The sequence below is a fragment of the Oceanobacillus chungangensis genome (assembly GCF_003369565.1).
GTDB classification, from domain to species: domain Bacteria; phylum Bacillota; class Bacilli; order Bacillales; family Amphibacillaceae; genus Oceanobacillus; species Oceanobacillus chungangensis.
Genome location: NZ_PIOD01000002.1, coordinates 252089 through 272584, shown reverse-complemented (window position 1 = coordinate 272584; position 20496 = coordinate 252089). Strand labels below are relative to the sequence as shown.

The window sequence follows — 20496 nt, the reverse complement described above, 5'->3', positions numbered from 1 at the left end:
AAGTGGTAGGTGGGCTAGTTCCACCCTACCACAGTTCTTCATTTGTGGCATTAATAATTATTCATCATATTGAGACCATTTATATAGCGCATTGGTCATTTCTTTTGAAAGACCGTTTAATAATGAAATAACTTTACGATACTCCATTCTAGTCGGACCAATTAAGGCAATCGTACCAATCTGATCATTAGTCAGCTGATAAGGGGCAGTAATTAAACTAAGGTCTTTAATTGCCTCCACTTTGTTTTCATTGCCAATCGTCACTTTAATCCCGTGATGTGAGTTTTTCAAAAGGTTAATTATTTCATCTTCATCTTCCATCATCGTGAAAAAGGTACGAATTTTTCCAACATCATTAAATTCAGGCTGCATTAAGATGTTTGACTTTCCGCTTATATATAATTTAACTGGATGATCATATACAAAAATATCCTTTAAGTATGCATAAGAATTATCATAATCACGGATGTACAACTTCATTAGTTGTGCAACTTCGTTATGAAATATTTCATCCATGTGAATAATTGGAACACCTTTTAAGCGTTCATTTAAAATATTTACCATTTTTTCCAAATCTGATGGATTTATCGTAGATGGTACTTTAAATGACCGATGCTCCACATGGCCCGTATCAGTAATTAAAATAGCTACCGCGGTTTGAGGAGAAAGCGTAACAATTTGTAACTGCTTCAACTTTGTCTCCATTAATTCAGGACCAAGAATAATTGAAGTATAATTCGTAAGCTCAGAAAGTAACTCAGCAGACATTTGCACAATTTGTTCAAATTCATAAAACCCGTCTTCAATAATGCTTTTAATGATATTTACTTCTTTATGCAATGGATTTGGAGCAATTAAATGGTCTACATAATAGCGGTATCCCAATTCTGATGGAATACGACCTGATGAAGAGTGGGTCTTCTCTAAAAATCCCATTTCTTCTAAATCTGCCATCTCATTTCTAATTGTAGCGGCGCTATATGGTATGGTCCCCTTTTTCGAAATTGCTCGTGAGCCGACTGGATGAGCCGTCTCGATGAATTCATCAGTAATAACCTGTAAAATCAAAAGCTGCCTTTCTGTCAACATGATGTTCACCTCTGTTAGCACTCGAGTGACTTGAGTGCTAATACTGTTATTATAGTATCAAATTCTCGTTTTAAGGTCAATAATCTTGCCCTATACACCTATTAAGTCGGAATCTTCTAACATAAACTCTTCAAATACTTGATTCGCTAAAAGCATTCCGGTATCTGTCAATTGAATAAAATCATCCGTTTCCAGTAATAAATTTCGTTGAATAAGATCGGAAATCTGCTCTTTATATAATTGTTTTGGTGAGAATCCATATTTATTTGTAAATAATTGTTTGTTAATCCCAGCAATTTTTCTAAGTCCTAAAAACATTTCTTCTTCTAATTTTTCCTTAAGGGTTATTTTCTCTGTTTGCAATACTGGTCTTCCACTAGTCATTGCTTCTTTAACATAGGCAGGTAATGGTCTTAGATTTGTTATTCGCTGCTCTGGTAAGTAACCATGTGCCCCAGCTCCAAAACCGTAATAATAGCCATTACTCCAATATGTTAAATTATGTTTGCTTTCATATCCCTGTATGGCAAAGTTACTTAATTCATATTGCCTAACACCATTAGCTCGCATCGTTTGTTTTAATATTTCATACATTGTTATTTCATCATCTTCGGAGGGTCGATGCAACATCCCTTTCTTATGACGTTGATAAAACACTGTTTTCGGCTCGATTTGCAGACCATAGGTTGCATAATGTGGCAAATTAAAGGCGAGTGCCTCATCCAATGATTGTTTAAACTGTTCAACAGTTTGATTTGGCAATGCGTAAATTAAATCTAAACTAATATTGGAAAACTGATGCTTCGTTAATAGATCGACCGTTTTGTACACATCACTTACACGATGTATTCTTCCCAACTCCGCAAGTAATTTATCATCCATTACTTGAACACCAAAGGAAATACGTGATATACCGAAATCTTTCAGTAATTTTGTTTTCTCATCATCGATATCACCAGGGTTCACTTCTATTGTAAATTCCTCACAGCTTGCAATATCGAATTTATTATCAATAATCGTCAGCAAAGAACGTAATTGCTGTAAATTAAGTGCGGTCGGCGTTCCCCCACCGATGTAAATTGTTTTTATTTTATTTTTTGATCCTGTAATATTCATATTGATTTCATTTGCTAATGCCTCTATGTATTCTGTTGCAAGTTTTTCGTTATAAAAAAACTTAACAAAATCACAGTAATGACACATTTGCTGGCAAAAAGGAATATGAATATAGACAGATTGGACTTCGTTCATACGTCTCACTCCTTTTACATAGAAAGTTGCTATTTAGATAAATGCACTAACTTAGGATGATATTTAAGTCAATGGCTGTCGCTCCAGAAATACACTACGCTTTCCGCGGGGAGCTGGTGAGCCTTCTTGTGGTGTACCACTTCGAAGTCTCACCTAGGCTCTTCTTCCCGCAGGAGTCTTCGTGTATTTCTTCCGCTGGGGTTGTACGGTTATCTTTCTCTTTATAAGATGCGAAGGCATTAATTCTCTAATCGCGGTTGATTGTAGCAGAGCATAGGAGACTCCTTGAAAATAAAAACGAATTTCATTGTGCGATGTAACGCTGTCGAGGTCTTTCTTGTCCTGCGGGAATCAACGTGGCTCAGGTTCGCTGTTTATATCGACTACTTCCTATGCCCCCATGCTCAATCTGGAAAAACAACAGAGCTTATTGATGGACCGGTAGCAGCAGTTCAATCATTTTTTGCCTTTATTAAAAAGAATTGAGGAAGCTTTTTAGCAATTGAATGCTTTTAAGCTCCCCCAAAAAATAGATTTAATCATCATTCATTTGTAATACAGCCATAAATGCTTCTTGAGGTACTTCTACAGAGCCGACCATCTTCATGCGTTTCTTACCTTCTTTTTGTTTCTCTAGTAATTTACGTTTTCTAGAAATATCTCCACCATACAACTTCGCGGTTACGTCTTTTCTCACAGCTTTGATAGTTGAACGTGCTACGATTTTATTACCTATAGCAGCTTGGATAGGCACTTCAAATTGTTGTCTTGGAATAAGTGTTTTCAGCTTATCAACAATTTGTTTTCCGCGATGGAATGCGAAATCACGGTGAACAATGAACGATAATGCATCTATAGTATCACTATTTAGCAGGATGTCCATCTTCACTAGATTGGACTGCTGATAGCCGATCATTTCGTAGTCGAAGGAAGCATACCCCTTCGTATTCGACTTCAATTGATCGAAGAAATCATAAACTATTTCGGATAGTGGTATATTGTAAATAACATTTACACGAATATCATCCAAGTATTGCATATCAACAAAAGTTCCACGTTTTTTCTGAGCTATCTCCATTACCGCACCTACATAATCATTTGGTACCATAATTGTTGCTTTAACATATGGCTCCCGAATTTCTTGGATAGACTGCGGGTCTGGCATGCTTGCAGGATTATCAATCGTAATTGTTTCTCCATTTGTTGCCTCAACCTCTAAAATAACACTTGGTGCAGTAGTGATTAAGTTTATATCAAATTCTCGTTCCACACGCTCTTGGATAATTTCCATATGCAGTAAGCCTAAGAACCCACATCTAAATCCGAAACCTAATGCTTGTGACGTCTCTGGTTCATACTGTAATGCTGCGTCATTTAATTCCAATCTCTCAAGTGCTTCTCTTAAATCATTATAATCATTCGAATCGACTGGATATAATCCGCAATATACCATCGGATTTAACTGTCGATAACCCGGAAGTGCTTCTGCTGCAGGGCGATTCGCATTTGTGATAGTATCCCCAACGTGGGTATCACTAACATCCTTCATCGATGCAGTAATATACCCAACATCACCAACAAGCAGCTCATCTCTTGCTGCAATTTTCGGTGTGAATACCCCTACTTCATTTACATCAAATTCCTTACCTGTAGCCATCATTTTGATTTTATCGCCAACTTTAATTGAGCCTTCCTTAATACATACATAGGCAATAACGCCACGATATGAGTCATATAATGAATCAAAAACAAGGGCTTTAAGGGGTTCTTCTGGATCACCCTTTGGCTCTGGTACAACCTCAACAATCCGTTCTAGGATTTCTTCAATTCCGATATTCGCTTTTGCTGATGCTAAAATAACGTCATCTTTATCTATTCCTAGAATATCTTCAAGTTCTTGCTTCACCCGTTCAGGATCTGCGCTCGGTAAGTCAATTTTATTAATTACCGGGATAATTTCCAAATCATTTTCCATTGCAAGATACACATTCGCAAGTGTCTGTGCTTCAATTCCTTGCGCAGCATCGACAACAAGGATTGCCCCTTCACATGCTGCAAGGCTTCGTGATACCTCATATGTAAAATCGACATGACCAGGTGTGTCAATAAGATGGAAAATATATTCTTCCCCATTTTTACTATTATATTGAAGCTGTACTGCATTTAATTTAATTGTGATGCCTCTTTCGCGTTCTAAATCCATTGCATCAAGAAGCTGTTCTTTCATTTCTCGCTTTGTTACGGTTTGTGTATTCTCTAAAATCCGATCAGCCAGAGTTGATTTACCATGGTCAATATGAGCGATGATCGAAAAATTACGTACGTTTCGTTGTTTTTTCCCCATTCTTGCTGTTCACTCCTACATGTCTTTTACCCTTTAACAAAGTAAAAAACTTTAAATTTCAAGGATAATTAATATGATGATTATAGCAATAGAATCAAGGATATTCAATGATTAAGTGAAACTTAAGTACAATGTGAAACTTCGCACTGCGCGTTAGCTTAACAAAAACAGAATCTATTTCATAGGTTCGATCCCAAAAAATATAGGATGAGAGCTTGCACCTACTTAACAATAGATAACACCTAATGACTATCAACTCTATCAGCAGCGATAGTTTCCAATCTGCTAAAAAAATAATTGAGCAATTTGATAAAGGACCTCAACTACAATTTCATAGAAACCAGTTACTACTACTTCTAGAAATGAAGCAAATTTAGGAATAAACTGCTCCTGCTGTTCCATTTCCATTAAATTTCCAGTTGTCATCTCATTTACAACTTCAGTCTTTGTTACTACAGGTATTTGCCCTGATGATGTTTGGTCGATATTTTCTGCCGTGCTGACATTCGCAATATCCTGATTACGGTCCGATCCATACAGGGTGCCAGCAAGAAAGAATACTGCAAGCAATAGGATAACAATAAATGTGCGTACCATTGATTTTACCTCCTATTGGGCTGCATTTACTGCTTCCGCATCCCAGTAATATTCACTAAACACTTCTGCTACTGCATCGGCAGATCGATATAGTTCTTCTAGCGTATTTTCTACACCACCGAACTCGATTAAAACGGCATTATCAGTTAAATCCTGATTATATATTCCATTATTTCCGGGACCACCTTGTGGAATAACCCCTCTACTTAAACCGGGATACTTTTCTTCTATTAATTGATCCAGCTTCGTTGCCAATTTCGTATTATTATTGAAATTCTTACTTTCACTGCCAACAATGAACATGATTCTCGCATAAGACTCACCGTTAATTTCCTTCGTTGTAACATCCCGTCCTTGTGCGTCACGATGTAAATCAAATATATATTGAATCTCCTTATTTGATGTTATGGCCGCCTCTACTACTTCACCAGAAGCATCATACGATTGCCAATACTCCATTCCTTTTTCGTTGAGTACCATTCCGATATCCGTCTTATCAACTTGAGTACCAATCCCTTTTGCTTCCAGTGCTTTTGCCAAACGGTCACTGACATTGGTGATATTTACCTCTTTATGAAAGGCATTATCTGAACCATTCGTTCCCGGCAAATATGGCAAGAAGGATTCGCGATTATGTGTATTATAGATAAACACGACATCACGTTTGCCAGTAGTTGGCGCTGTACTGGACGTATCTTCATCAATGTCCTCACCCTTTGATGTATCTTCATCAATGACTGCTAACCTCTCCTCTAATATCTCTTCTAATGGTGCTGAAGATTCAATTGGATAATTCGTAAAATCCGTGCCTTCCCCAGCAATTAATATGTTTTGATCAAACGAGGAAAATCCCGGGATTTCATTTCTTAGTAAACTCCGTGGGTCATTTGGAGTTAAGCTTGTTGCAACTTGAAAGAGAGTCTTAGAAAAACTTGGCAACACACTTTCCTCTAATAGAGTTTGTTTAAATGCTCTATTTTCCATACCAATTAAATTCATAAATATCGTAGGGTCAATATCACTTGTCCAATTCGTAATCGTTTTAGAAGAAAATCGGTATGCTGGTTGTGCTGTTGTTAGAAGACCAATCGCAAGAAAGAGAACGATGACACTTATAAGATATATCCCACTTCTTCTATATAAAAGCTTTCCTTGTTTATGTTGGTATCTCTTATTTTTTAATAGCATGATTCCACCCTTTCTAAAGGTCACTCTTAGTAAAATCTATGAGCGACGATTAGAAAGTAGAACTAAAAGTTCACAAGTAAATAGCCTTTAATAGAGTAGATTATCTTGAGTACGATGCAAAATTATCAACATCAACGTTCTGATGTAATGCCGCATTTATCCCATTTGCAATCACATTGGACATGTCAATCATGAATCCGTCCACCTCTTTCGGAGTTACCATCATATTATGCCCAATCGGTGTTAGCACTTCCTCTATTAACTTTCTTTTTTCTTCTTCTGGTAGAGTCCCAACAATTCCTAAAAATGTTTTTCGCTTCTGATCATCAGGAAGGTCTTCTTCCGTAAATTTCTTCCCTCCAAAAGACAGCCCTGCTGGTGCAAGCGATTTAGAAGGTCTATCCTTTTCATTCCACTCCCTGCCAAAATGCTTTAAGATGAAATCTATTGTATCACTAGTAATCGTAACAGCATCAACGACTGTTGGAACACCAATAGCTATTACTGGAATACCCAGTGTTTCGAAGCTAATCTCTTTTCTTTTATTTCCAACACCAGACCCAGGGTGTATACCGGAATCAGAAAGCTGAATCGTTTCATTTACACGTTCAATTGATCTTGATGCGAGTGCATCAATTGCGATTACAAAATCTGGCTTGAAGTTCTCCACGATACCATGAATAATATCTCCAGTTTCAATCCCAGTTACTCCCATTACACCTGGTGTAACTGCTGCAACTGGTCGATACCCCTCACTCACAGTTTCATAATTCAGTCTAAATAAATGACTTGTTACAAGCACTTTTTCTACTGCCATTGGTCCAAGTGCATCCGGCGTGACATTCCAATTACCGAGACCAACAATTAATCCAGTACTATTCTCAGAGATATTATTTTTTGCAATTAATTGTTCCAGTTCTTTAGCCAGTATTCTAGCTGCTGCCTCTTGCCTTGCGGTGTCCTGTTTCTTTACTCCATCCGCATAGATCGTAACGTATGAACCTGCCTTTTTTCCTAATAATTTCGCACCTTCCTCATCAATCTCGACATAGGATATGTTCACATCCCGCTCAGCTCTTTCTTTAAATGTGACACCTTTAATATGACTTTCCTGTTTTTCTTCCGTTTCTACGTACATATCCCTTGCTTCTACGGCTAGGTCGGTCCTAACTTGATATACTTTGTTTGTATCTTCCATTTCTGAAGCATCCCTTCGTTTTATACTTAATCTCGACACTTATTGTCTATTTTTTAGGCAAACTGCTAAATTACTTTATGTTGATTAGACCTCACGGGCTTTCTCCTTTAGGAATCTCCATGTATTTCCTCCAAAGCTGTTAATCCTATGCATGTGACGGCGGTTTTATAGATCCTTTAGAAAACGCCTATTGTCAATATTAGAATGGACAACTTAAGCAAAAACATACAAATTGAGCGATTAAATGATAAAAGTATTGAAATCGCGTGGCTCCTTTGGTAAAATAACTTTTGTCCACTTTAATGTAATTGCATATATTCCTAAGTTTTATCTAGAGAATATTTAACTATGCTAAACTTAATTTGAATCATTACCTTTTTAGGAGGTGAAAAAAATGGCTAATATTAAATCAGCAATCAAACGTGTTGGTATTAACGAAAAGAAACGTGTGCTTAACCACTCTCAAAAATCAGAAATGCGTTCAGCAATTAAAAACGTTGAAAAATTAGTTGAAGCGAACGACGTTGAAAATGCAAAAGTTGCATTGAAAAATACAACTAAAAAAATTGACAAAGCTGTTCAAAAAGGACTTATCCATCAAAACAGTGGTAACCGTCAAAAATCTCGTCTAACTAAAAAAGTAAATAACTTAGGCGCATAATAAAAAAAACGATCCGACTATGGATCGTTTTTTTATTTTTGACCTAAGCTTCTCGCACTATGTACAAATGTACTTGCTTTAATGGACTTGTGATGATTTATGAATTAAATCAAAAAGTAAAAGTTCAAATGCGAGCTCTTTTTCCATTTTACCCTGTTTCATTATTTGGTCTGCATCTGCTAGCCTATTCATAATATCTTCTAATTTCTTAGTAGAAAATTTGTTTTCTCTACTCATCGCAATTTTTATCACATATGGATGTAAGCCTAATTGTTTTTGCATTTGAAATTGCGAGTATCCTTTTAATTTTAATAACTTGACACGTAAAATTGTCCGGAACTGATAGGCAAGCAGCCCAATTAAAGCGATAGGCTCCTCTTTCATTTTCTCGAGGTCTTTAAAAATTGCTATTGCTTTATGTAAATTCCTTTCAATTACTGCATCAACAAGCCGTAATGCCGAGCTATTCGATGTTGGTGCAATTAATTTCTCCGCAATTTCCATTGTTACGACACCGTTTTCTCCTACATACATTGCTAGCTTTTCAAGTTCTTCCTTTAATAATCGGAGGTTTGAAGAGAGTTCAGTCTCAATCATGTCATATACATCTTTTTCGAGCGTAATTTTTAAATCATCTGCTAACGTTTTAATCCATTTGGCTACTTCACTCTCTTTTATCGGTTCACAATTTGCTACAACTGTATTTTTCTTCAGTAACTTACTGATCTTCTTCCGTTCATCAATTTTTTCGTATGGTGCAATCAAAACGATAATGGAATAGTCAACCGGATTATTTATATATCTCGAAAACGCTTCAAGATCATGTTCAAATGGTAATTTATCAGGCTTTGCTTTCAAAAATACAGGATTTGAAGCGATAATTAATTTTTGCCCACCAAAAAATGGATAGGTCTCTGCATCAGCAATCACTTCTTGGATTGGAGTTTCTTCTAAATCATAAACAAATAAATTTTCTCGATCACCCTTAAGTATGTTCGCAATTAGCTGCGAACGCAAGCGATCGATGAAGTAAGCTTCTGAGCCATATAAGAAATATAAAGGCTCTATCTGTTGTTTTTTAACTTGCTTCATTACTTCCATAAACGACATTCATTCTCACCCCAGGACATGTATATAACTAATGGTAAAGCGGAAGTTCAATAATAGCAAGCAATAATTAGCAAGAAGCTTCCTAATGAAAAAGCTTCTTGCTAATTTCTATATTAACATGCAACAGCTAGTTCTAGAAACTAACGATTACATGATATTTTAATACACATAGTTTATGTTATCTAAGTATAAGTATCGCAGTTAAGTTTTTCTAAATGTGGAGGAAAAATCTATGATTAGTGGATTTTTTTTTGAATTTACTTTATACTATGATTGATATAGGAGGGGTAGATATGAACGAATTTGAGAAAGACCCACAGTCTAGGAATAATGATGTTGTTGACTCTATTCACGGATTTGTTTGGCCATTTCTTTTCTTTGTTTTCATTTTCGCAATTGGGGTAGTAATCAGTGTATTTGGGCAGTAAATATCACTACATAATTTTTGGAAGAGACTGTAAGCGCAGTCTCTTTTTGTGTTATATTATTGTTTTCAAACTTCTATCAAGTCGCATAACAGTAATAGCCCACCCCCAGATCCAATGCCTGGACGTGAGCGATTTTCTCGCCACAGAAATCTAAGTTATCCGGATAAGCTCCGAAGTAGTTTCTTTATCAGTAAGGCATAAGGGAGATTCCAGAAGCATGCTCATTTTTTTATTTCGGTTCAGATTATGGTAAATGCGTATAGAAAATTCCCCTGCTTCCTTTAAATCGATACTGTACAGCGCCATTGATATCCGTACGCAAAATATTGATTCCTTCCGCTGTTAAAGCATCCAATACCTCGCTTGTCGGATGTCCATACATATTATTTGCGCCTGCGGAAATTAAGCCAATATGAGGATTAAGTTGTTGTAAAAACTCCCTATCACTTGATGTGCTACTCCCATGGTGCGCAACCTTTAACACGTCAGCCGTTAAGTTAGGATATGTTTTCACTATTTCTTTCTCCTGAGCTTTGCCAATATCTCCAGTAAATAGCCAGCTCTTCCCACCCATTTTTGTATACAAAACAAGTGAGTTCTCGTTTCCTGAATGATAATTGTTATTCGGTGCAATAACATGGAATTTTTGTTCCTGGATAACTATTGAATCATCTCGTTTTACTCGTTTAATCCTGATATCATAAGCTCTCAATAATCTTATATTTTCATCTGTTAGTTGATAATAGTCACTAACAATAATATTTTCTATTTCTAAATCACCTGCCATGTATGCAACACTTCCAACATGGTCTATATCTTCATGGGTCAAAATTAAGGCATCAATTTTTTTAATCCCTCTAGAATATAAAAAAGGTTTGATGATTTGTTCTGCATTGGAATTCGTCGCCTGCATATCATCGAAGTTAAATCTTGCACCTGCATCAATCATGATAACCCCTTTACGATAAGGAAGCTCAATAACAAAAGCATCGCCTTGGCCGATATCCAGCATCGTTACGGTACCAATCGGTGATAAATATGGGCGCAATGCGACCACGCAAATTAGAATCGGCAAGAATATACCAATCATAAACGATTGCTGTAATTTTTGCCGTATTAGCTGGTCCATAAATGCAAAAAATATAATAAAATACAGTATTGTGAAGATTAGTGACACAGAACTAATCATAAAGGGATAATCCGCAATCCCATCCACCCACCTAACAAAGTTGATTACAGCATAATGTACATTTACGAACATCGTATCAATAATCTTAAGTAAAGTTTTTGGTAAGACTGATAGTGGAAGGAGAACATACATAAGTGGTATAGCAAAAAGGGAAAAGTAAGGAACGACGAAGACATTCAATAAAATCGATAATGGTTGCAGCATGGAGAAGTAGCTGAATTGCAGTGGGATAATCATCATTTGCGAAACAAAACTTATTTGCAGTGTCTGCATGAACAAGGAGTTAGAATTCATGAGCCAATTCTTTGAAAGCAAAAGTGCGAAAGTAACCATAAACGATAATTGAAATCCTATATGGTATATAATATATTTTTCAGCGAGAATAAGAATAATAAACGTAATGGAAAGTACGTCCGTAATACTAAATTTAAGCTTAAATTACCTTATTAATATAAAGAACATCACCATCACACAAGCACGCCAGACTGAAGGCTCACCACCTGCTAGAATGCCGTAAATTGGAAGGAAGAGTAAGACGATGAATTGCGCTTTCTCTTTCGTAAGTAGATTGGACTTGATCAACAAGAAATATATCAGCGCTAGAAGTAAGGCTATATTTGAACCAGAGATTGCAATAATATGTGAAAGACCCCACCTCTGGAATAATTTAACCGTCTCATCTGGTAATTTGGAATCATCACCTAACACTAAAGAAGTTAACCAAGCCGATGTCTCTGCACTAACTCTGCTTTCAACGAAAGCAATTAAATCCGAACGGAGTTTATAAAAACGATTAATAATACTAGATCCTTGGCATTCAATATCTTCAGGTGAATTTACGATGACCTGATGTGTAATCCCATTCGACAATAAATATGCTCGATAATCAAATTGACCCGGATTCCGGCTTGTGCTTGGTAGCTCCAATTCTCCATTGATTACACAGGTCGCACCATGCTTTAACATTTTAATTTCATTCCCTGAATCTGCTTGGTTCGTATCAGCTTCAGGAAAGATTACTATAAGGAGCTTAGCATCCATTTGTTGTTCGTGCAACGTAAACTCTACTTTATTATCTGTTTTTAATACATCACTACTGATGCTGCCTTTTAAATGTTCATAAACATTAGGAACCATACCAGTATGATCTATTTGCGTGTCAAGTCGAGGCAGGTGGTCTAAGAAAAAGAGGAAGATGATCAAGGAAATAAGGATAGGTATTTTCCTTAAGCGACCATCATAATATAAATAACTTAGCCACAAGAAGAAGCCAATAAGAAAAATCAAATGAATTTGGCTCGTTAAACAGGCCATTGCAACAGAAATTGCCGGAAAATGCCAATATCCCTTCAATTTTTTTGCACCTGTTTATTTATTTGAAAATAGCTTTTCAGCTGCTCTCTTAAATCCAGCTATTTCTTCTTCATCAGAAATCGAACCATTTAGCTTTTCAATTAATTGAGTTACAAGCGCTTCTTTTTCTTGATAGTTTGTATCAACAGCTAAATAATTTAATTGCACTTTTTCAGTTTTGACGCCTGCTTCTTTAAACAATTCTACCGCATACGGGTGATTGCGATAGTCTTCAGCATAATATACCGATTTGATGCCACTTTGAATCAGTTGTTTACAACATTGGAGGCACGGGAAATGGGTAACATAAATTGAGGCATTTTCCGTCGGGACACCGAATTTCGCACATTGTAATAATGCATTTGCCTCAGCATGGACGGTTCTAACACAGTGACCATCAATGACATAACAGCCATCATCGATGCAATGCACACTTCCTGAAACACTTCCATTATATCCACCTGCAATAATCCGATTATCCCGTACGATTGTTGCACCAACCATTAATCTAGTGCAAGTACTCCGAAGCGCTAATAAATGGCTTTGAGCCATAAAATATTGATCCCAAGAAATTCTTTCCATTAGACTATTCCCCCTAACATTATCTTTATTAGTTTACATGCTAATATGAAATCTCGTCAATTCAAGAAAGTGATAACATTTTTATTAGATAGTAAATAACAGAACAAACAATGGTAAGTAAAATCGTTATTACTTATGGCACTTGTATACTGTCTTTCAAATTATCTAATGTTTTCTCACCGATTCCCGAGACCTCCAGTAAATCTTCAACAGTTTGAAAAAAGCCATGTTCATCCCTGTGAGCAATTATAGCTTGTGCTTTTGATGGTCCGATTCCAGTTAAACTCTCGATTTCCTCTTGGGTAGCATAATTTAACCTTATTTTCAGCAAATCGCTACTTGTACTATTAGTTGAAGATGGTTGCTCTCCAATCCTTGGTATGACTAGGACCATTTCATCCTGAATCTTTTGCGCGAGATTCACTCCTGTTTGGTCTGCATCAGCAGTAAACCCTCCTGCTTTAAGGATAGCATCATTCACACGCGAATCAATCTCAATTTCATATACACCTGGTTTAAGAACTGCTCCTTTAATATCTACAAATGCAACGGAATTATCACTTGCTGCTAGACCGGGTTCAAGCAGGTTTTCATCTTGTTGGGAGTTCTCAGCAAGATTTACAGCATTTAATTCATCATCCTCTACCATTTCAGCATCACCTGTGAAGAGGAAAAATAAAATAATAATAATCACAATAATTACAAAAAAAGCATATTTCTTGAGATTTTCAAACATTTGGGTTCACTTCCTTTTGTATCATTCGGGGAAATAAAGAAGAAAAACTGATTAAATTTAGGTGAAATCGAAGACATTACATATAACTATTACTAAGTCTTCGACAGGGAATTCTAAAGTCCTGCTAACAAAAAAAGATCGGATAATTGAATTATCACGACCTTTTTTCTGCTATAAAGAAGATTCTCTCTGATTGATCATTAATATTTTCTTCCTTTAATGAAAAATCAGCATAGATATTTATATTTTCAAAGCCTGCAGCTTCTAATAATTTTTTATAAAAATTTACTGAATAGGTTCGTTGATGATGATATTCATCAAATCGAGTGTAGCGATCTCCATCTAAAGAGAAGAAAGTTAATTCATGGAACATCTCTCCGGGTTCATCCCCTTCTGAGCAAAACCAAATGTATGAAGCATCATCTGTAACATCAGCGAAGGTTTGATTCACGTAATTTTGCTCAACATGCTGGAGCGAGTGAACATCAAACATAAAAAGTCCTCCAGCTTTCAAAGAGTCAGCAATTCGAACAAATACTTGCTTAATATCATCTTCAGCTGTGATATAGTTCATGACATCGCAGTAACTAATTGCTGCGTCAAGATTCGCTAACCCTTCTAGCTCCTTTAAATCTTGATGCAGCCATTGGATAGAAACATTCCGTTCACTCGCTTTATGCTCTGCGTAAGCAAGCATATCGGATGAGTAATCGACGCCTGTCATAACATAACCTCTCTCGGCTAGCTTTGTCGTAATCTCTCCTGTCCCACATCCGAGATCTGCAATTTCCTTCACTTGCTTCCCTGAATTTTGGATAACTTTCATTGTGAAATTAATCCAAGAATCATACGGAGCATCACTCATTAATTTGTCATATACAAATGCCATTTGCTGATAAGCCATATTACTTACCCTTCTTGCCCAATTTGTAATGGCACTCTTGCAGCGTCTCCCCATAAACGTTCCAAATTATAATAAGTACGCTCTTCTTTGTGGAATATATGACAAACTACATCACCGATATCAACTAGGACCCAGCGAGCCTGTTCAAATCCTTCCATTCGTTTTAAATGGATTCCTTCTTCTTCAACACGATCTTGGATCCCTCTCGCAATCGCTTGTACCTGTCTTTCAGTATTTCCGTGGCAAATTAAGAAATAATCTGCAATTAGAGATACTTCTTTCATATCCAATGCGATAATTTCCTCTGCACGTTTATCTTCTGCTGCTTCTGCAATTATTTGTACTAATTCTTGATTTTTCATCTAGTTAATTACCTCCATTTACTTTTTTAGGTAGGTAAGAAAGTATAAAATATTTCTTACTACATAAGTGCAACTAAGGATGTCACTGAAAGGCTTGGTTAAACCTTAGTTTTCTATTAAAATCATTATATGCATGAAACGAATCAGGGTAGATTGTTGCATTTTTTTTCATTAGGTAATTTATTGTATTTTTGGAAACCAAAAAGCATGCCTGTAATAAATCCCTTTCAGCCATTTGCCTTACCTCGTCAAGTCCTGGGAATTTTCTACCTGGCTCAATATAGTCTGCTAAATAAATAATCATCTCAAACTGACTCATATTCGCTCTACCAGTTGTATGATAATATATCGCATTTTTAATATCGGTGTCGGTAATTCCATGTTCCCGTTCAATTAATAATGATCCAACTGGTCCATGCCATAATTCATGATGATAGTCTAATAAATCCTTTGGCAATGTGCTCTCCCTAATCCACCGAGCCATTTCATCCAATGACCGATACTTTGCATAATCATGAAAAATCGCTGCAAGTTCTGCTTTTTCTACTGATTCACCGTATTTACTTGCAAGACCTACCGCTGTTTCAGCTACACGTATTGTGTGTTCCATTCTCGCTTTAGTTAAATAGGGTCTGACAATATTAATTGCTTCATTTTTTTCCATATAACGCCTTCTCCCTAATGTAGTTGGTTACCACATCTGGAACTAAATATTTTACTGATTGCTGGGATCGTAATCTTTCCCTTAGCATGGAAGAAGAAATATCGATTAAAGGTATTTCAACTTCTATGACAGGATATTCCGTTTGCAGTTTGTACCCCGAACGCTTCACACCTACGAATTGTACAATGTTAACTAATTCTTCTATCTTATGCCAATTCGGTAAATATTCGACCATATCAGCTCCAATAATAAAGTAGAATTCATCTTCTGGAAATTCTTCTGTTAACATGATCATCGTATCAAACGTATAGGATTTTCCCAATCGCTCGACTTCAATCGTATTGATTTTGAAAAAAGGATTGCTTCCTAATGCCTTATCCAGCATATTGATTCGATCCGTCGCACTCGTTTTCGCTTCGTCCTTATGTGGGGGCGTATAGGTTGGAATAAACCATATTTCCTCCAAATCCAATGTTAAGCGGACCTCTTCTGCAATTAATAAATGTCCCAAATGAGGTGGATCAAATGTTCCGCCCAATATGCCGATACGTCTCATAGTAAACTCCTTTATCTAACTTATCTCTCAACAAGTTATTATGGTAAGTGTATTTCCTTATGTTCTTCAGATTCTCGATACAAGACAATATTATTACCAATAATTTGCACAACATCAGCAGCAGTTCCCTCTGATAATTGTGCAGCAACTGTATCTTTATCATCGCTGCAATTTTGAAGTATGCTTACCTTTAAGAGCTCTCTTTTTTCTAATGCCTCGCCAATTTGTTTCACCATATTTTCGTTGACACCTTCCTTACCAACTTGAAATATTGGTTTCAAATGATGTGCCTTCGAACGTAAAAATCTTTTTTGCTTACCTGTTAACATATTATCTTCCTTCCAAAATAAGTTGTAATTCTTTATCCATATTTTCTGTTGATACAAGCTCTCCGGTCCAAATTTCAAATGCGAGCTGTGCTTGATAGAGCAGCATCGTATGACCATAATGGATTTGTGCACCTGCCGCTTCCGCCTGTGTTAACAGGTTGGTCTTTAATGGCTGATATACTATATCACTCACAATGCATGATGTATTCAAATGCTCTAGTGAGATAATGGATTGGTCGGTTGCTGGTTTCATACCAACAGATGTAGTTTGTATTATCAAGTCATATTGATTAATTGATTGCTCTGCTTCCTCTAGGGTTAGAATTTTCGTTGTAGTCTTATCTGTTGCAAGCTTAGCAATTTCTTCTGCCCTTGCCATAGTGCGATTAGCAATATCAATATGAGTGAAACCTTCTTCTGTAAAAGCGCAGAATATCCCACGTGCCGCACCACCAGCACCGAGGATTAAGATACGAATCGATTTATCCTCGCCAAAAGTAGAGAATTTACTTTCAAGTGATCGTAAATAACCACTACCATCTGTATTATAGCCCTTCCAAATTCCGTTTCGATTCAGCACTGTATTCACTGCCCCAATCTTCGCAGCTACTGCATCCACTTCATCCAAATAGGGGATAATTGTCTGCTTATATGGTACCGTAATATTAAAACCATCTATATCCCTTGCTTTCATCTGCATGATTTTCTCTGCAAAATCGTCTTCAAGAGGAATTTCATTTTTTATATACGTCCCTTGCAGTTTACTTCTATTAAAAAACGATTCATGAATCCATGGTGAATTAGAATGCTTAATCGGAAAGCCAATAAGCTCAAACCGGTACTTGTCCCCCATCGTACTTCCCCCTTAAAGAAGTGATTTTCTAATCGATACAGCTACACCCTTCGGACTATGAGCAATAACGGTAGCATCATCCGCGATACTTACCCAGCCCAATCCAGGAAAAACAATATCCGTTTTCTCTCCCGAAATACGAAATGTGCTCTTTGTTAATTTCGGTAGTCTTGATAGAGACTTCTCATTTGGCGGCGATAAAAGCTCTCCAACATGATTTTCATACAATTCATCAGCTTTTTCTACCTTTGTCCGATGGATTGGTAACTCATTTGAGAAATAACAAACAAGTGATTGTCTGTCACCTTTAATAAAATCGATTCGAGCCAGCCCACCGAAGAATAATGTTTGTCCACTATTTAATTGATAGATTCTTGCCTTAATTTCACTCTTTGGTGTAATTAGTTTTAAATCCTCTTTAGAAATATAATGAGCAATTTGCTGTTTATTCACGATACCTGGTGTATCTATTAATGATGTCTCCTCATCAAGAGGAATTTCAATAAACCCGAGGGTTGTTCCTGGAAAGTAAGATGTCGTAATGACATCGCTGAAACCTGTCGTTTGTTTAATTAATTTATTGATAAATGTTGATTTCCCAACATTTGTAGTCCCCACAATATAAACATCCTGATTCTTTCGGTTACGCTCAATCTCTCCCATTAATTCTTCTATACCATGTCCTTTTACAGAAGAAATTAGAAATACATCGAGCAGCTTTATCCCAGCTTCTTTCGCTTGTGTTCTTAACCATTGAATCAATCTACGCTGGTTCGTCGATTTCGGCAATAAATCCATTTTATTACCTACTAATATTATAGGGTTATCTCCAGTGATTCTTGGCAGGCTCTTAATCATGCTTCCATTTACATCAAATATATCAATCACGTGAACAATTAGACCCTTTGCCTTTTGAATTGAGCTAACCATCTTCAAATACTCATCATCTTTTATAGAAATATCTTGAATTTCATTATAATGCTTTAAGCGAAAGCATCGTTTACATAAAACTGTTTCTTTATCTAATGAAGATTTTGGTGTATATCCAAGTTTGTCCGGATCGGTCGTTTGAATTTCAACCCCACATCCTTGACAATAAATCTTTTCCAAACTTATTCCTCCCAACTTATTTTACCCTTTTTCCGCATATAATTTAAAATAATCCGTTCAATTCTTCGATTTATTTTAGTTATTTTACCATCTGTTTGTACTATTGGTACAACTAAAATCGTATAAAAACCTGCTGAATTACCACCAAGTACATCGGTTAACAATTGATCACCAATAACGACAATTTCTTCTTTCTTCAGACCCATTTGCTTCGCTACAGTCTTAAATGCACGGCTAAGTGGCTTCCTAGCACTATATACGAAAGGTGTCCCAATTGGCTCGGAAAACACACTTACTCTTTCTTGATTATTATTAGAAATAATCGTTACCTTAATATCATGCAATTTCATCTGTTCAAACCAATTAATTACTTCAGGGGTTGCATCACGTACATCCCAAGCAACTAACGTATTGTCTAAATCAGTTATTATTCCTTTAATTCCCTTTTGCTTTAATTTTGCTGGTTGTATATCAAATATACTTTTTACATGCTCATTTGGCAAAAATTTACTGATCATATTTAACACCTCATTTACCCATTCATCGCTGACTAGTTTATCACAAATTACCATTATAACCTATTCCTATAATAAATGACTAGAAGTTTAAAGGAAATTACCTTAAACTTTTAAGAAGAAGCAAATTCATAAATAGCTGACAGAAATGCAAAATTATGAAAATTTAAAACAAATATGCAATAATTCGTTCGACAAATAACTTTCTTTTTCTTATTGTGGATAACCTTACTCACATTTCCTCCCCATTAGCTTAGCTGTTTTAATGATAATTCCCACTTTATGCACAAGTTATCTACAAGCATCTGTAGATAACTTCGACCTTGTCCAACAATTAGAAACATGTTAAATTATTAATAGCTTAACATTTGAAAGAATATTCGACATTTAGGAGGGCTGTATGGGTGGAACACTTATCGGATGAGTTACTATTAGAATCCTATTATACAGCAAATGAACTGCAATTAAGTCCAGATTTCATCTCTTTAATTGAAGAAGAAATTCATAGAAGGTATTTATCACACAAGATTACCTGTTCGAAGTTAGGTTAAACATCATATTATTGAAGAGAAGATGCATACAACTCCTATCCATTGGGTAGGAGTTATTTCTTTGTTAAAGAAAAATACAATTATATCGAACTGGACAGACACGAAAACCGCATCAGTTACATAAAGATGTTATATAGGCAGATACCCAACGAGAAAGATTGATGTATAGGAGGTGCATGTATTTGTCCGGGATCTTAACAGCACTGACGTTTCTTATTAAGGAAGCACTCTTCTTTGTTTCATATGTGAAAAACCACGCCTTTCCCCAACCTTTACCACCTGACGAAGAAGCAAAATACATTCAAGAAATGCAAAACGGTAGTGAAGTTGCTAGAAATAAGCTTATTGAACATAATTTACGATTAGTTGCACATATCGTCAAGAAATTTGAAAATACCGGGGAGGATATGGAGGATCTTATTTCCATCGGCACCATTGGTTTAATTAAGGGCGTAGAAAGCTTTTCAACTGATAAAGGAACGAAGCTTGCAACATATGCTGCTCGTTGTATCGAAAACGAAATTTTGATGCATTTACGCGCGTTAAAGAAAGTAAAGAAGGATGTCTCCTTACATGACCCGATTGGCCAAGACCGAGAAGGAAATGAAATTAGCTTAATCGACATTTTGGAGGCTGAAAGTGACAATATTATCGAGTATATTCAATTAAACATGGAAATCGAGAAAATGCAGGAATACTTTACAATTTTAGATGGACGGGAACGAGAAGTGATTGTCTATCGCTATGGTTTAAATGATACAAAAGAAATGACACAAAGAGAGATAGCCAAAAAGCTAAATATTTCGAGAAGCTATGTATCGCGGATTGAAAAACGAGCATTGATGAAAGTATTCCACGAGTATTATAAAAAAGAGCGGAGAGGTTGAAAGGAGAACGCGAATGAAGCTCCCTCCATTCGCGTTCTC

The 20496-nt window shown here is 36.3% G+C and carries 21 protein-coding genes and 1 pseudogene; 4 read left to right on the top strand and 18 right to left on the bottom strand.

Annotated features, from left to right (window positions below; all coding sequences use genetic code 11):
• Positions 1 to 57: 57 nt before the first annotated feature.
• The 6 genes from hrcA to gpr all read right to left on the bottom strand — a co-directional run bounded on the left by hrcA (position 58) and on the right by gpr (position 7667).
• Positions 58 to 1089, bottom strand: a complete 1032-nt coding sequence (gene hrcA / locus CWR45_RS02465) for a heat-inducible transcriptional repressor HrcA (protein WP_115748210.1) — start codon at positions 1087 to 1089, stop codon at positions 58 to 60.
• 90 nt (positions 1090 to 1179) lie between these two features.
• On the bottom strand, positions 1180 to 2340 hold the full coding sequence (hemW, locus tag CWR45_RS02460; protein WP_115748209.1) for a radical SAM family heme chaperone HemW: 1161 nt from the start codon (positions 2338 to 2340) through the stop codon (positions 1180 to 1182).
• 535 nt (positions 2341 to 2875) lie between these two features.
• Positions 2876 to 4684: a translation elongation factor 4 gene (lepA, locus tag CWR45_RS02450; RefSeq protein ID WP_115748207.1), complete on the bottom strand. Its 1809-nt coding sequence runs from the start codon at positions 4682 to 4684 to the stop codon at positions 2876 to 2878.
• Between the two features lie 285 nt (positions 4685 to 4969).
• Complete coding sequence (locus CWR45_RS02445) at positions 4970 to 5281, bottom strand: hypothetical protein (protein ID WP_115748206.1); 312 nt, start codon at positions 5279 to 5281, stop codon at positions 4970 to 4972.
• Between the two features lie 12 nt (positions 5282 to 5293).
• Positions 5294 to 6469, bottom strand: coding sequence for a stage II sporulation protein P (gene spoIIP / locus CWR45_RS02440; protein ID WP_115748205.1), 1176 nt, complete (start codon positions 6467 to 6469; stop codon positions 5294 to 5296).
• Positions 6470 to 6569: 100 nt separating this feature from the next.
• Positions 6570 to 7667 (bottom strand): GPR endopeptidase, encoded by a 1098-nt coding sequence (gpr, locus tag CWR45_RS02435; protein ID WP_115748204.1) that lies wholly within the window; start codon positions 7665 to 7667, stop codon positions 6570 to 6572.
• A 394-nt stretch (positions 7668 to 8061) separates the two neighbouring features.
• Here gpr and rpsT point away from each other — a divergent pair, with 394 nt between their 5' ends.
• The gene (rpsT, locus tag CWR45_RS02430; protein WP_115748203.1) at positions 8062 to 8328 is read left to right on the top strand and encodes a 30S ribosomal protein S20; all 267 of its coding nucleotides are present in this window, start codon (positions 8062 to 8064) and stop codon (positions 8326 to 8328) included.
• Positions 8329 to 8406: 78 nt separating this feature from the next.
• Here the strand turns inward: rpsT and holA are convergent, their stop codons facing one another.
• Positions 8407 to 9438, bottom strand: coding sequence for a DNA polymerase III subunit delta (gene holA / locus CWR45_RS02425; protein WP_115748202.1), 1032 nt, complete (start codon positions 9436 to 9438; stop codon positions 8407 to 8409).
• 293 nt (positions 9439 to 9731) lie between these two features.
• On the opposite strand from holA, the gene CWR45_RS02420 reads away from it, so the two are divergent.
• The gene (locus tag CWR45_RS02420) at positions 9732 to 9866 is read left to right on the top strand and encodes a YqzM family protein (RefSeq protein ID WP_115748201.1); all 135 of its coding nucleotides are present in this window, start codon (positions 9732 to 9734) and stop codon (positions 9864 to 9866) included.
• Positions 9867 to 10110: 244 nt separating this feature from the next.
• On the opposite strand, the pseudogene CWR45_RS20035 reads toward CWR45_RS02420, so the two are convergent.
• The 11 genes and pseudogenes from CWR45_RS20035 to CWR45_RS02360 form a co-directional block, all read right to left on the bottom strand.
• Positions 10111 to 12369 (bottom strand): annotated as a pseudogene (locus CWR45_RS20035) (DNA internalization-related competence protein ComEC/Rec2).
• A 54-nt stretch (positions 12370 to 12423) separates the two neighbouring features.
• Positions 12424 to 12990, bottom strand: coding sequence for a ComE operon protein 2 (locus CWR45_RS02405; RefSeq protein ID WP_115748198.1), 567 nt, complete (start codon positions 12988 to 12990; stop codon positions 12424 to 12426).
• Between the two features lie 133 nt (positions 12991 to 13123).
• Positions 13124 to 13726, bottom strand: a complete 603-nt coding sequence (locus CWR45_RS02400) for a helix-hairpin-helix domain-containing protein (protein WP_115748197.1) — start codon at positions 13724 to 13726, stop codon at positions 13124 to 13126.
• Positions 13727 to 13880: 154 nt separating this feature from the next.
• On the bottom strand, positions 13881 to 14630 hold the full coding sequence (locus CWR45_RS02395; protein WP_115748196.1) for a class I SAM-dependent DNA methyltransferase: 750 nt from the start codon (positions 14628 to 14630) through the stop codon (positions 13881 to 13883).
• A gap of 5 nt (positions 14631 to 14635) precedes the next feature.
• The gene (gene rsfS, locus CWR45_RS02390; RefSeq protein ID WP_115748195.1) at positions 14636 to 14992 is read right to left on the bottom strand and encodes a ribosome silencing factor; all 357 of its coding nucleotides are present in this window, start codon (positions 14990 to 14992) and stop codon (positions 14636 to 14638) included.
• Positions 14993 to 15074: 82 nt separating this feature from the next.
• Positions 15075 to 15656, bottom strand: coding sequence for a bis(5'-nucleosyl)-tetraphosphatase (symmetrical) YqeK (yqeK, locus tag CWR45_RS02385; protein WP_115748194.1), 582 nt, complete (start codon positions 15654 to 15656; stop codon positions 15075 to 15077).
• On the bottom strand, positions 15643 to 16212 hold the full coding sequence (locus CWR45_RS02380; RefSeq protein WP_115748193.1) for a nicotinate-nucleotide adenylyltransferase: 570 nt from the start codon (positions 16210 to 16212) through the stop codon (positions 15643 to 15645). The genes yqeK and CWR45_RS02380 overlap by 14 nt, the downstream gene beginning before the upstream one ends.
• Positions 16213 to 16250: 38 nt before the next feature.
• A complete protein-coding gene (yhbY, locus tag CWR45_RS02375) occupies positions 16251 to 16541 on the bottom strand; it encodes a ribosome assembly RNA-binding protein YhbY (RefSeq protein WP_115748192.1) in 291 nt (96 codons plus the stop codon).
• 1 nt (position 16542) lies between these two features.
• Positions 16543 to 17394 carry a shikimate dehydrogenase gene (aroE, locus tag CWR45_RS02370; protein WP_115748191.1) on the bottom strand — a complete coding sequence of 284 codons (852 nt, stop codon included), beginning with the start codon at positions 17392 to 17394 and terminating at the stop codon, positions 16543 to 16545.
• Between the two features lie 12 nt (positions 17395 to 17406).
• Positions 17407 to 18504, bottom strand: a complete 1098-nt coding sequence (yqeH, locus tag CWR45_RS02365; protein ID WP_115748190.1) for a ribosome biogenesis GTPase YqeH — start codon at positions 18502 to 18504, stop codon at positions 17407 to 17409.
• 2 nt (positions 18505 to 18506) lie between these two features.
• The gene (locus CWR45_RS02360) at positions 18507 to 19076 is read right to left on the bottom strand and encodes a YqeG family HAD IIIA-type phosphatase (protein ID WP_115748189.1); all 570 of its coding nucleotides are present in this window, start codon (positions 19074 to 19076) and stop codon (positions 18507 to 18509) included.
• A gap of 347 nt (positions 19077 to 19423) precedes the next feature.
• Here CWR45_RS02360 and CWR45_RS02355 point away from each other — a divergent pair, with 347 nt between their 5' ends.
• A complete protein-coding gene (locus CWR45_RS02355) occupies positions 19424 to 19570 on the top strand; it encodes a sporulation histidine kinase inhibitor Sda (protein ID WP_115748188.1) in 147 nt (48 codons plus the stop codon).
• A 182-nt stretch (positions 19571 to 19752) separates the two neighbouring features.
• A complete protein-coding gene (gene sigK, locus CWR45_RS02350) occupies positions 19753 to 20457 on the top strand; it encodes an RNA polymerase sporulation sigma factor SigK (RefSeq protein ID WP_115748187.1) in 705 nt (234 codons plus the stop codon).
• Positions 20458 to 20496: the final 39 nt, after the last annotated feature.